The sequence below is a fragment of the Amazonocrinis nigriterrae CENA67 genome (assembly GCF_016056305.1).
GTDB classification, from domain to species: Bacteria; Cyanobacteriota; Cyanobacteriia; order Cyanobacteriales; family Nostocaceae; genus Amazonocrinis; species Amazonocrinis nigriterrae.
The window spans coordinates 44,041-56,916 of the sequence record NZ_JAECZC010000018.1 but is presented as its reverse complement, the minus strand read 5'-3'; the positions used below and the strand labels follow the sequence as shown (position 1 = coordinate 56,916).

Below are 12,876 nucleotides of genomic sequence, written 5' to 3'. Positions count from 1 at the left end.
TATTAAGGCGATCGCCAAACTTTGATGGTGTCGTCTGCACTACCGCTGACAAGGGTCTGTCTATCTTGGCTGATAGCTAGGGAAACAACTTGCTTGGTATGGGCAGAAATCTTATGTATTAGTTTTCCCGTTTCTAGATTCCACAGCCGAATTTCTCCATCCAAGCCGCCACTGGCGAGAATTTTCGCATCGGGGCTAATAGCGATCGCTAAAACTGAGTATGAATGCCCCTCCAGTGTGCGAAGCAATTTACCTGTGTTTAAATCCCACAACTTAATCGTTTTGTCAAGACTGCCGCTGGCAAGGATGCGATTATCAGGACTGATGGCTAGGCAAGTCACCCAACTTGTATGTTGGGGTAGAGTATAAAGTTGTTGACCAGTGCGGATATCCCACACTCGGATGGTTTTATCTGTACTACCGCTAGCAAGGGTCTGTCCATTGGGACTAATAGCCACTGATAAAACTGGCAGTGAATGCCCGTAAAGGGTGCGTAGCCGCTGACCTGTGGTATAGTTCCATAATCTAACAGTCTTATCTGCGCTACCAGTGGCAATAATTTGATTATCGGAAGTAATGGCGATGGCATTATTCCAAGCTACATAGCCATCGGCTTTGATACTGCGTATCTGTTGTCCATTACTGAGATTCCACTGCTTAATTGTCTCATCTAGACTCCCGCTGGTGAGGCTTTGACTATCGGGGCTGATGGCAACTGATAAAACTGGCAGGGAATGCCCGTAAATAGTGCGGATTAATTTGCCAGTTTGGGGATTCCATAACTTGATTGTCCGGTCATGGCTGGCGCTGGCGATGGTTTGTCCATCTGGTGCGATCGCTACAGATGAAACTGCCTCAGAATGACCAGTTAGCGTATTCACCAAAGTGAGATTTTTTGCCCATTTTTCTGCTGGGTCAGGCTTGACTAAAGAAATCCAGCTAAAGTTGGATAAATTAGGAATTAGCAATAGAAGCACAGCACCAGCAGCGATCGCAGAAGCTACTCCGACCATCAAAGTGGATCTAGTGCCAAAATTCCAGCCAATGGAATTACGGGTAAAAGAACGTGGTCTGTATGGTGATGAATTTTTTGGAGGCTTCGATTTACCTTGCGCTTTCAAGGCGCGTTCAATCTCTGCTAACCGTTGCAAAATTACATTAGTACTTTGGGGGCGTTGACTAGGCGATCGCTTGATTAAATCATCAATTAAATCTGCTAACAACGGCGAAATTTCAGGAGCATAATTACGCCATCGTACTTCATCATTATTGATATCATAAATATCCGGGTCGTTCGGGTTCTTACCAGTCAATAAGTAAACAAAAGTGCGACCGATAGCAAAAAAATCTGATGTTAAAACCGCTTGACCATTGAGTTGTTCTGGTGGTGTGAAACCTGGCGAATTTATACCTGTCACCTGCCCAGCAGCTTGTTTGAGCATATAAGTCTGCGTAACTTCCCTGGCTGCCCCAAAGTCAATTAATACTAGTTGTCCATCTGCTTTCAGCATAATATTGGACGGCTTAATATCCCGATGGAAAAAATTCTGCTGATGCACTTGATGCAGAATGGTAAATAATTCGATTAGCCATTCAAGCGCTAACTCTTGATTTATGGGGCGATTACTGCGCTGTTGCAAATATTGCTCAAGATTTAGCCCTTCAATTTTCTCCATTACCAAGCAGTGCAGAGGCTCCTGACTATTTTTAGGGAAAAAGGTAAAGTATCCTGTACCCTTGGGAATTCCTGGATTATCTAGCTGAGTTAAGACTTGAGCTTCTTGTTGAAATAGCGATACCGCCTTGGAGTTACTGTGTAAGAGAACCTTGAGAACCTTTGTTGTATTAGTGCGTTCTATTACCTCATAAGTCTTGCCAAAGCCGCCACCTCCTAGCACGCCAATGACCCGGTAACGCCCTTCAAGCAGCAATTCAGATCCACAACTCTGACAAAACAATGTAGAGTTATGATTTTGAGGGTTTGGGCAGTGAGGATTTATACAGAAGCTCATTGTTTTTTATATAATTTTTTTATATTTAGGTAATTATATTTTGAAGTAGGCAAACATAATTAAATGTAAAATGCCAACTAGAGAAACTCGCGCTCTGTTGGGGCTTTTCCCTCCTGCCTTCTACTTCAGTAAATTATCAATCCACCTGAGCTAAATTATGAAAATAAAACCTCGGCGGTTATGATAATCTTATACTATAAACTCAATAATATTATTGAGTATATTTAAATACTTATTTATTAAAAATGAGAGGCATAAGATTAAGTCACCTATATGACTCTAGGAAGCGAATCTATGGCATAAATCGCCGAAAATTCCTACAATATAGTTCACTTGCACTAGGTACTGGAATCCTAGCAGCTTGTACAAACGAAAACAAAATATCAACAGTAACTCCCGCATCTGACTTTAGAAGCAACGGCAAACTAGACAAAGTAATTTTTAGCATCCATTGGGTAGCGGAAGCGGAGTATGGCGGTTTTTACCAGGCTGTAGCTACGGGTATTTATAGAGACCACGGTTTAGATGTCACCATTAAACCTGGTGGCCCTAGAGGTAATTACACCTTATTATTAATGGGAGGATCTGTTGATTTGATCATGGGTCATAGTGGCGATGCCATTAGCGCCTTGAAAGATGGTGTTCCCATGATCACAGTCGCTGCTACATTCCAAAAAGACCCCCAAGTTTTAATTGCTCATCCAGGTACGGGGAACGACTCTTTAGAGAAACTCAAAGGCAAGCCAATTTTAGTTGGTTCTGGTGGTGAAGCTACCTATTGGCCATTTTTGAAAGCAAAGTACGGTTTTACAGACGACCAAAAGCGCCCTTATAACTTTGATGTTCAACCATTTCTCAAGGATAAAAATATTATTCAACAAGGTCTTTTAACAGCAGAACCTTTCGAGATTAAAAAGAAAGGAGGATTTGAACCAGTATCAATTCTATTAGCAGATTATGGTTACAATGCTTATGGTTTTACGATTGAAACAACAAAAAAACTCGTAGAACGTAACCCAGATTTAGTACAAAGATTTGTTGATGCTTCAATTAAAGGCTGGTATAGCTACCTTGAAGACCCAGTTCCAGGTAATAACCTGATCAAAAAAGATAATCCAGATATGACCGATGAGCAGTTAAACTTTAGCCTAGAGAAGCTAAAACAAAATGCCGTAATTACTGGAGGTGAAGCTCAACAACTGGGCATAGGTGCAATGACAGAAGAACGCTGGCGATCGTTCTATGACAACTTGGTGAAAGCAGGTGTTGTTGAAGGCAATATCAACTACAAAGATGCCTTCACCTTGCAATTTGTGAATAAAGGAGTAAATTATTACAAATCCTAACTTGAAAAAGGGAGTTGGGAGTCGGGAGTCGGGGAAAAATATTTCCATGCTTTCTAGTGTACGTAGTTCATGACGGCTGACTTGAAAATACTTTGTGTCTTAGTGCCTTGGTGGTAAAAATTAAATAACCACAAAAGACACGAAGACACAAAGGTTATTCATGTTTTCTAATGTACATAGTTAACTGAATCTTGTATTTATAAATAGCTTCTAAGGGACTGACAAATAAAAAAATCCCACTGTTCACAGTTATCATTCATCATTCATCAGTAAACAACTTCAACCGGGATAATTTATTTTTTTGGAGTTCCCTAATGAGTAACCGTAGTGTAATTACACTCAGTCAAATTAGCAAGGTCTACACCAATGGCAAAGTTGCCTTGCAAGACTTGAATTTAGTAATTCGAGAGTCTCAATTTGTTAGTTTAGTTGGTGCTTCGGGGTGTGGTAAAAGTACAGTATTGCGGCTAATTGCGGGGCTAGGACAGATTAGTTCTGGCAATATTGACTGGGGTATAACTCAGCAAGCACGAAAACTCGCTTTTGTTTTCCAAGATGCTGCACTGATGCCTTGGGCGAATGTCGAAGAAAATGTCCGCCTACCGCTAAAATTAGCAGGAATTGCCCAAAAAGATAGCCAAAAATTAGTGCAGCAGGCACTAGCACTTGTAAGATTAGTAGGTTTTGAACATAGCTATCCCCGCGAGTTATCAGGTGGAATGAAAATGCGGGTATCAATTGCTAGGGCATTAGTCACTCAGCCGAATGTGCTGCTGATGGATGAACCATTTGGGGCATTGGATGAAATTACTCGCAGCAAACTCAACAGTGACTTACTTGATTTATGGCGTCAACATAGTTGGACAGTGGTTTTTGTAACCCACAATATTTACGAAGCAGTGTACTTGTCAAACAGAGTGCTGGTAATGGGAACAAGTCCTGGACGTATAGTAGCAGATGTCGAAATTGCTGCTCCCTATCCCCGTGGCGAAGACTTTCGCACATCATCTTTGTATAACAAATATTGCCGCGAAGTTTCTGATCATCTAGCTCAAGCTATGACCGTTACATTGTGAATTGGAAATTTCTCAAAATGCTATTTATCCGTCGTTACAAATTACAAAAAATATCAAAAAAAGTCATTTCTGCTGATATTTATGCTCCCCTAGCAATTGGGATATTAGCATTAGTATTATGGGATATTGTGGTGCGAGTAAACCATCTACCTCCTTATATTCTTCCCGGGCCTATATTAGTATTTCAGACTTTAATTAGGGATTGGAATGACCTTTTTTCATCACTATTAATTACACTGCAAATTACAGTTTTTGCTTTTATAGCTGCTGTAATTTCTGGCTTGTTGATTGCAATTTTGTTTACTCAAAGCAAATGGATTGAAAGAAGCTTATATCCTTATGCAGTAATTTTACAAACAACTCCCATAGTAGCGATCGCACCCCTAATTATACTCTGGTTAAAAAATAATACCTTTGCCGCTTTAGTAGTTTGTGCCTGGATTGTAGCCTTTTTCCCCATCGTCTCCAACACCACATTAGGACTTAACAGCGTTGACCGCAACTTGCTAAATTTATTCCAACTGTATAAAGCCTCTCGTTGGCAAACATTACTATATCTCCGCTTACCTAGTGCCATGCCTTATTTCTTAGGTGGTTTAAAAATCAGCGGTGGGTTAGCATTAATTGGGGCAGTTGTCGCTGAATTTGTTGCTGGTACTGGCGGGGCAAACTCAGGTATCGCCTATCGGATTTTAATATCTAGCTACAACTTACAAATTCCCCGGATGTTTGCGGCGTTATTTTTGACAACTGGGTCAGGTGTATTGATATTTGTAAGTTTGAGTACTTTATCTGACTTAATATTAAGAAAATGGCATGAAAGTGCTATGAAAGATGAGAAATAGAGTTTTATACTAATTAGTAATGAAGACCAACAGCGCCAGAGTCAACCGATTTTGGATTTTGGATTTACTCTATACCTGAAGTCATTGACTCAAGGATTTTGGATTTACGATTCGCTTTGATATTTTGCAATCGTATAATACAGGATGAGAAAAAATGGATAACAATATAACTGTAGAAACCAAAACACCAGATACCGCACCAAGGATTTCTACCTGGGCGATACCTGAAGAAACACAACAATTTAATTGGAGGCAATGTTGGTATCCTGTTTGTTTTTTGCAAGACTTACCTGCAAAGCGTCCCTATAGTTTTTCGTTGTACGATGAACCTTTGGTATTGTTTAGAGATGAGCAAGGACAGCTCATTTGTTTAAGCGATCGTTGTCCTCACCGTGCTGCTAAACTTTCAGATGGACAGTTAATAGACGGCAAAATCGAATGCTTGTATCACGGCTGGCAGTTTGGCAGTGATGGCCAATGTCTGCATATTCCCCAGTTACCCGCAGATGCCAAAATTCCAGCCAATGCTTGCGTGCAATCATTTAAGGTTGTGGAACGCCAAGGTTTAATTTGGATGTGGGCCGGGGAAGCTGAGGCTGCTGTGGAAGAGAAAATTCCCATCATACCGGAGTTGGATGAGCCAAAGTTTGTCACCGTTCAAACCATGCGTGACTTACCTTTCGATCAAAGCTATTTTATCGAAAATGTCATCGATCCAGCACACGCTAACATTAGTCACGATGGCACCCGTAATGGCGGTAAACGGGAATACGCCCAACCTCTAGAAATGGAAGTACTGGAAACTTCAGTTGACGGGATTCGCGGCAGGCTGCGGGGAATGCGAAAATTGGATACAAATTGGACTAGGCTTGATTTCGTCGCCCCCAATTTAATTATTTACAGATTTAACATCCCACAGCGAAATTGGTCTGGGGGTTTAGCTTTTTATTCTATACCTCTAGGTAAAGGTCGATGTCGGATTTTTGGGATCAATTTTCGTAACTTTTTGACTTGGACAAATTATCTACGACCTCGCTGGTTAGAACATTGGAATCGTAACCAACTATTAGAAGAAGATTTGGCTTTGATTGCTGGACAACAAACACAAGTTGAACAGTTGGGAGTAAGTTTAAAAGACTTGTATTTGCCCTTGAAGACATCTGATGTGCTGGTAATTCAGTATCGCAATTGGCTGGATAAATTTGGGTCATCTTTGCCCTATTACCAAGGTTATTTCACCTCTAAAAATGCAGATAGTGAGTGTGTGCATCAAAACTTGAAAGCACTTGATCGACTCTCACAGCATACACTAATTTGTAGTTCCTGTAATCAAGCTTATGAGGTAACAAAAAAGGTCAAACAAATTAGTGTAGGAGTAGCGATCGCATTTGCAGCTTTGGCCATTATCACAGATAATTTTGGTATCAGAATAGCAGAAGTGTCAGCTTCGATTGCAGCGGTGATAGTGGTATTTATTGCTGAGAAAGTCAAAATCAACTTTGAACGCGCTTACACTCGTCACTAAGAAATGATTTATCAAGTAAACCTTAAAAGGTTTTGAAGAATCAACACTGTCCTAATTCATATCTTGCACTTGTCGAACTCACGTTGAAATAATACCAATTCTCCAAAATTAGGCAACAGATACGTTGTAGGGGCGTACAGCTGTACGCCCCTACAGTCAAACCATATGTTACGAAGATTATTGAAATTGATATAACCTATGTGACTACGGCTATATCTCAAAATAAAACCCCTCTCAGTTTGTCGCTGGAGGGGCTTTTTATTCATGTTACTACTTCAATTATTACTCTCTAAATTGGGCTGCTGTGATTGTCTGTGGCTTTCCATTCTGGATCTGTCTAAACAAGAAATTCTGGTAATTTCCATCTTTATCAGCATATGCATATACTTCATATCGCAAGCCGTCCACTTTTCCATCAGCTACCAGTTTATTCCAATCGTTACCATTGACTCTGATAACAGCAGTTGGGGTACAGACATCATATTTAACATCTGTCGTGATAGTTCCCTTATACCAACCAATTGTTGCGGTTGGTTGTGTAAACCAGCCTGATTCAATAGTAGCAGATCCCTGATTGAGAACGTTTTCACAACTTTCTGCTGCTAGTGCTTGTCCTTGTCCGATGGAGAAAGTCAAGGAAATTATCAGTAATAAAGCGGCAATGAGTTTTTTCATTGGTTTTAGACCCTAGCAAATTAGACTGTAAATAACATTACATCAGTACATTAACAAGGATTGAAGATGATTTAAAAGTCAGAAAAGTAGGAAAAGTATGCTATTTTTCTGAATATAAGAATATAAAATCCTAAAACTAAATTAGCTAATTTTATCTAATGTAACCAAGTAATACTTGACAAAATAAACAGGATAAATGTTTGTCAATTTTATTATGGGCAGACATTTTATATCATGTCCTTTGCTTATTACTTATTAAATCTTAAGAACCCCACTCCACCAAAGCTATGCTTTGTTTCCCCTCCCCGTTCACGGGGAGGGGTTAGGGGTGGGGTGCAATGACTGTGGGAATCATAACTAATTAACCAAACTTGATATTACCCACCAATAAGGACGGGCGAGACACGTATTTTACAAGAGTTTACTAATACAAAAAATTAGCCTAAAGCATTACCAAAAAGTTTTTGCTTCTTACTTTAGAAGGATAATACAATCTACCTATTCGTAGATGTTTTCATAAATTAAATTAGATTGCTATAGCTGATTAAGTATTAAGAAAAAATAAGCAGCAGAACAAGAAAGCAGAGGATAATTTTCTACAAGTCTTTCCTCTGCTTCCATCTGTTCAGGAAAATCACTGTTGTGGTAGTTTTGGGTGTGTCGCCGAGTACTTTGCCACTATGTTAGAAATTTCAGGGTTGTAAAGTCTGAGATAATTCCAATAGTTACCAAAGACTTGCCGCACATAATTTCTGGTTTCGTCAAAGGGAATTTCTTCAACAAATTCATCTGGATCTTTTGTGGGTGTAGTTTGTAGCCATTTAGAAACATTACCTGGCCCTGCATTATAACTAGCGATCGCTAGCAATGAATTCCCAGCATACTGTTGATGGGTATGATCCAAATACCAGGTACCCAACATAATATTATCGTTGGGATTTTCCAGATTAATTGTTTTGCTATCTACCTTAATTTGGGGGGCTATCCATTTAGCTGTATCTGGCATGACCTGCATTAAACCAGTAGCACCAGCAACAGATTTAATTTTAGGTTCAAACCGCGATTCTTGACGGATTAAAGCAGTGACTAACAAAGGATTAATTTGACGTTCTTTAGACCACTTTTCAATTTCTTGAAGATAGGGAAATGGATAGCGGGCTTGCCAATAAGTTATCTGTTTGCTCAAAGCTTGATATTGGCTTTTTTCTTCAGGAATCTCCCGGTCTTCCAACTTAGAAATAATGTCAATTCCTGATTGATTTTCTCCCCTAGCTAGCCGCATCAATCCTTCAGTGAATTGTTCTGCTACAGTGGGTTGGTCTTTACTAACAAATTCTGTTTCCCATTGCAACCAAGCATCGCGGTCTTGACCTAATAAATACAATTCTTTGAAGGTTTCCGAACCAGCGGTAGGTATAGGACGCTTTGATGCAACTACCTTTGGATTCATTTGTCGTAAGTTGTTAAAGTTGCCGACATCCAGACCCAGAATAATCGCCGATCGCCACGCATAATAAGAGTAGGGAAATTGACCTAAGACATACTCAAAAGCTGATTGAGCTTCTTGTTGCTTCCCTAAAGTATTTGCCCATTTGCCTACCCAAAAGCCGGCTCTAGGAGCCAGAATGCTGTTAGGGTTGTTGGTGGTAATTGGTTGTGCCCATTCCAAGGCTGCTGCGTAATCTTTGACTTTGGCTTTTTCTTGGGCGATTTTCCAACGATACTCTGCTGCCTCATCAGAATTACCATACTTGGATAGAAGTAAGTCCCAAGCTGCTTTGGCTGACTTTTGGTCGTTGAGTCCAGTGAGAATTTTAGCTTTTGCTGCTACTGCTTGACTTGCTTCGTTGGGGAATTTATTAATTACCAGGTCAAGATTAGGTATGGCATCTTTAGGCGTTTTTGCCATTTCTGCTAGACGTAGCAAGGCTGTCCCTGTTTCTTCGGCTTGGGGAAATTGCTGTACTAATTGATTATAGGTAGCGATCGCTTTTTGGCGGTCTTTATTGGCTACCTGCAATCCCCTACCTTGACGGTAGAGATTGCGGGGTGTTTTAGTTGCCTTAGCATAAGCATCCGCAGCTTTGGCAAATTGATTGTTTTCCCAATAGGCTGTGCCGATGATGTCCCAATCTTGGGGTTTGAGGGATGGTTGCTTGACTAACTGATCTAAAACCCCTACTATGCCGGCTTGGTTATAGGCATATTTTGCCAAGATTAACTGTAATTGTGGCTGATTGGGGTTCTCTTGCAACTGCTTGCGGATAATTTCCCAGGTGAGAGGATTAGAAGGAAATTGTGCGATCGCTTGCTGCTGTTGCTTTGGTTGGGCGATGAGATACATCGCTTTGACTGCGGCTGGTTCTTTGGGATACACTTTCAGCACTTTCTGCCGCAGATCCGAAGCTTTACCTTTCTCCCCTACGATATCTTGTGCCTGTGCCTGTTTCAGCAAAATATAAGGTGCTAAGACAGGATAGTCTTTCTCTAGTCCTTCGAGTAAAGTTAGGGCTTTGTTGGCTTGTGTTCTTTCAATGTAATCACTCGCCAATAGATATCTCGCCCGTTCCCGGTCTGGCGAAGGGGCATTTTGGGCAAGTTCTGCTAGTTTTTGTGCCCTTTCCACTGGGGATAGAGATATGAGTGAGAACACAGCCGAGTTGGCTTTGTTAGCCTCAGAAGTTTGTTCTGTTGCATTGTTACCTAGTTTGAGCCATTGACTCAAGGATTTTCCCATCTGCGGTGCCGCCACCATTGCCCCTGCTGAAAAGGCCAACAGTGCTGCACCAGCGATGAGAGGAATTTGCTTTTTTTGTATTTTCTTCAGCATGAATACTCGCTGAAAAGTTCCGATGAATTTCTTGAAACTCTAACATTCCTGGCCAGAAGTGTAATCAGTTTTTGCATTGAGATTTTTATTTGTTCGCAGAATAAAGCAATTTCCCAATTTTACTATTGGTATTACTGAGCTTGTAACGCACGCTTAATCTCATTACATCTATCCAAAGGTTGACACTCTGCGCGTCTGAAGACGCGCAGAAACTCTTACGGATTTTTGCTGTATCTCTTCAATTTTTGACCAATCATCGAACTTATGTGCAAGCTTTAAACAGCCAAGGGTTTTATCTCGCAAAGATTGCAAAGGTTCAACTGAACTGTCTTTTGATGAGCGTCATCGGCAGGTACAGCCGTCGAAGCTGGCCGGGAAACAGGGTAAATCCATGATGTTCATAAAAAGCCCGTGCCTGTTCATCTTTGGCATCCACCACTACCGCCATCGCGGCAATCTCGCTCATCAGGCTGCGCCGCAGGGCATCAACGAGCAGAAACGCCCCCAGCCCTTGCCCCTGGTACCGTTCATCTACGGCAAGCCGCCCCAGCAGTGTGGCCGGGACGAGAGGATACCTCGGCAGCCTCGCGCGTAGTGCTTCTGGCAAGTCTGCTACCTGAATCGACGTGGCCGCCAGCGTGTAATAGCCTGCTATGCGGTTCGCATCCACATCATGCAGCACAAACGGCGTTGCCACATAACGCCGCAAATCTTGACTGGCTTGTTCCCGCAGATAACGGTCGAGGGCTTCGGTTCCACACCGGAAATCCACCCGATTGTGTTCAAAGTTCAGCAACTCGATGGTATACGCAAAAGCGGGGGCGCTCACGCCAGCCCCATGCTTTCTTTGTAACGGCTGATTGCCCGTGCCAGCGGTGCATCAGGCTGTAGTGCAGGGGGATTGATCAGAGAATCGATGAAAGCGATGCTGTCTTCCCGGCTGAGTTTGATCAGGGTGTGTTCCTCAATCGTCTTGACAGCCGCCTCCTGGGCGTGACTAACTACAAAATCAGTGACGGTTCTGCCTTCCAAATCTGCCGCCCACTGCAACAATTCCTTCTGCTCACGGGTAAGGCGTGCTTCCAGGCGTTCTGGTTTGCTGCGTTTGTCTTCTGTTCTGCCGGGTTTGTGCTTGTCGGACATAGGAGGCGACCTTTTTTTGCTCTCTTTTTTAGAGTACGTCTTGAAGCCGTACAAATCAAGATCAACCCAACCTACACAATTTACGGGTTTTGACTGATGACTGTTGACTGATAACTGATACAGAGTACTAGTCCCCAGTACCCAATCCCTACCGTTTTGCTAATTCGGGAGTACGCCCTTTCAAACCGATCATTAATTTAAGCATAAACACTTTTAGCAGAGGTACTCGCTGCAAAAACCATAAACCGAGGCGACGAACTAACACCAATGGTAAAAAGTTGTTAGAAAACATTCTGTCTAACATATCGGTGAAACCTAAAATTGTCAGGTTTTCATTTTTACGCCAACGTTCATAGCGTTTGAGGATTTGAATTTTGCCAATATCTTCACCTGAAGTATGTGCTGTTTGCAAAACTTGGGCTAAAGCAGCTGCATCCCGAATACCAAGATTTAAACCTTGTCCACCAACGGGATGACAATTGTGTGCTGCATCACCAATTAATGCTAGGCGAGGAAGGACGTAGCGATCGCTTTGCATGAGTTGCACTTGAAAAATAAAGCGATCGCCTAATAATTCCAATTTACCCATCTGGTTGCCATAGCGACGAGTTAATTCTGCTAAAAATTGCTCATCATCTAAAGCACATAAAGCTTTTGCTTCTTCGTGGGGGGCTGTCCACACAATGCGGCAACGGTTGCCAGGTAAAGGTAAAATGGCGAACGGGCCGCTAGTCCAGAATTTTTCGTAGGCGGTGTCGTTGTGGGGTTTTTCTGGTTTGACAAAAGCGACAATGCATGATTGCCAATATTTCCAGCCGTGGGTTTTGATACCAGCAGCTTGACGAATGGGCGATCGCGATCCGTCTGCGGCTACCACTAATTTACTGCGTACTGTATATATCTGCTCGGCAATTTTAATATCTATTGCCACAATGTCTTGCTGATACTGAGTATTGACTACTTCAGCCGGACACAAATAAGTTACATTCGGACAACTTTGCACAAACTCCTGCAACGGGTGCAATAATGCTTGGTGTTCTGCCACATAACCCAACTCTGGTGTGCCTAAATCGCCTGTTTGAAACTCCACCACATCAGGGTAATCGGCATCAGACAGGCGAACTTGGCGATATTTAGCAATTTGTGGCAGAATTTTATCCCAAATTCCAATACCTTGGTAAATCAGCGCCGAAAGCATATGAATTGCATAAGCTTGTCCTTTAGCCACCGCCGCCGATGCTACTTTCGCTTCAATTAGTAGGACACTCAGTCCAGAATCTTTTAAAGCAGAAGCTAGGGTTAACCCAATAATTCCACCGCCTACAATTACCAAATCATATTCATATCCCCGTAAGTCTTGGGGCGTCTGTTGAGGGGAAACAGTTTGATAAAGCTGGGTTACGGACATTGTGAAGATAAGTTAC

General features: G+C 41.9%; 10 protein-coding genes. 4 read left to right on the top strand and 6 right to left on the bottom strand.

Annotated elements, in window-relative coordinates:
- Window positions 1-2: 2 nt before the first annotated feature.
- Window positions 3-2,012: a serine/threonine-protein kinase gene (locus I8748_RS12370; RefSeq protein ID WP_214662532.1), complete on the bottom strand. Its 2,010-nt coding sequence runs from the start codon at window positions 2,010-2,012 to the stop codon at window positions 3-5.
- A gap of 245 nt (window positions 2,013-2,257) precedes the next feature.
- Between I8748_RS12370 and I8748_RS12365 the strand changes: the two genes are divergently transcribed.
- The 4 genes from I8748_RS12365 (at window position 2,258) to I8748_RS12350 (ending at window position 6,804) form a co-directional block, all read left to right on the top strand.
- Window positions 2,258-3,358 carry an ABC transporter substrate-binding protein gene (locus I8748_RS12365; protein ID WP_198124879.1) on the top strand — a complete coding sequence of 367 codons (1,101 nt, stop codon included), beginning with the start codon at window positions 2,258-2,260 and terminating at the stop codon, window positions 3,356-3,358.
- A 314-nt stretch (window positions 3,359-3,672) separates the two neighbouring features.
- A complete protein-coding gene (locus I8748_RS12360) occupies window positions 3,673-4,434 on the top strand; it encodes an ABC transporter ATP-binding protein (protein WP_198124878.1) in 762 nt (253 codons plus the stop codon).
- Window positions 4,431-5,279: an ABC transporter permease gene (locus I8748_RS12355; protein WP_318781214.1), complete on the top strand. Its 849-nt coding sequence runs from the start codon at window positions 4,431-4,433 to the stop codon at window positions 5,277-5,279. Before I8748_RS12360 ends, I8748_RS12355 begins: the two co-directional genes overlap by 4 nt.
- 154 nt (window positions 5,280-5,433) lie before the next feature.
- Window positions 5,434-6,804: an aromatic ring-hydroxylating dioxygenase subunit alpha gene (locus I8748_RS12350; RefSeq protein WP_198124876.1), complete on the top strand. Its 1,371-nt coding sequence runs from the start codon at window positions 5,434-5,436 to the stop codon at window positions 6,802-6,804.
- A gap of 282 nt (window positions 6,805-7,086) precedes the next feature.
- Here I8748_RS12350 and I8748_RS12345 read toward each other — a convergent pair whose 3' ends face one another.
- From I8748_RS12345 to I8748_RS12325, 5 genes are all read right to left on the bottom strand, one after another.
- On the bottom strand, window positions 7,087-7,479 hold the full coding sequence (locus I8748_RS12345) for a hypothetical protein (RefSeq protein ID WP_198124875.1): 393 nt from the start codon (window positions 7,477-7,479) through the stop codon (window positions 7,087-7,089).
- 634 nt (window positions 7,480-8,113) lie between these two features.
- Window positions 8,114-10,309 carry a lytic transglycosylase domain-containing protein gene (locus I8748_RS12340; RefSeq protein ID WP_198124874.1) on the bottom strand — a complete coding sequence of 732 codons (2,196 nt, stop codon included), beginning with the start codon at window positions 10,307-10,309 and terminating at the stop codon, window positions 8,114-8,116.
- 316 nt (window positions 10,310-10,625) lie between these two features.
- Window positions 10,626-11,138 carry a GNAT family N-acetyltransferase gene (locus I8748_RS12335; RefSeq protein WP_198124873.1) on the bottom strand — a complete coding sequence of 171 codons (513 nt, stop codon included), beginning with the start codon at window positions 11,136-11,138 and terminating at the stop codon, window positions 10,626-10,628.
- Complete coding sequence (locus I8748_RS12330) at window positions 11,135-11,452, bottom strand: type II toxin-antitoxin system TacA family antitoxin (RefSeq protein WP_198124872.1); 318 nt, start codon at window positions 11,450-11,452, stop codon at window positions 11,135-11,137. Before I8748_RS12330 ends, I8748_RS12335 begins: the two co-directional genes overlap by 4 nt.
- A 148-nt stretch (window positions 11,453-11,600) precedes the next feature.
- Window positions 11,601-12,860 (bottom strand): FAD-dependent hydroxylase, encoded by a 1,260-nt coding sequence (locus I8748_RS12325; RefSeq protein ID WP_198124871.1) that lies wholly within the window; start codon window positions 12,858-12,860, stop codon window positions 11,601-11,603.
- Between the last annotated feature and the right edge of the window lie 16 nt (window positions 12,861-12,876).

Coding starts and splice junctions, on each gene's coding strand:
- I8748_RS12370 (WP_214662532.1), bottom strand. CDS start 2,012: ATGAGCTTCTGTATAAATCCTCACTGCCCAAACCCTCAAAATCATAAC.
- I8748_RS12365 (WP_198124879.1), top strand. CDS start 2,258: ATGAGAGGCATAAGATTAAGTCACCTATATGACTCTAGGAAGCGAATC.
- I8748_RS12360 (WP_198124878.1), top strand. CDS start 3,673: ATGAGTAACCGTAGTGTAATTACACTCAGTCAAATTAGCAAGGTCTAC.
- I8748_RS12350 (WP_198124876.1), top strand. CDS start 5,434: ATGGATAACAATATAACTGTAGAAACCAAAACACCAGATACCGCACCA.
- I8748_RS12345 (WP_198124875.1), bottom strand. CDS start 7,479: ATGAAAAAACTCATTGCCGCTTTATTACTGATAATTTCCTTGACTTTC.
- I8748_RS12340 (WP_198124874.1), bottom strand. CDS start 10,309: ATGCTGAAGAAAATACAAAAAAAGCAAATTCCTCTCATCGCTGGTGCA.
- I8748_RS12330 (WP_198124872.1), bottom strand. CDS start 11,452: ATGTCCGACAAGCACAAACCCGGCAGAACAGAAGACAAACGCAGCAAA.
- I8748_RS12325 (WP_198124871.1), bottom strand. CDS start 12,860: ATGTCCGTAACCCAGCTTTATCAAACTGTTTCCCCTCAACAGACGCCC.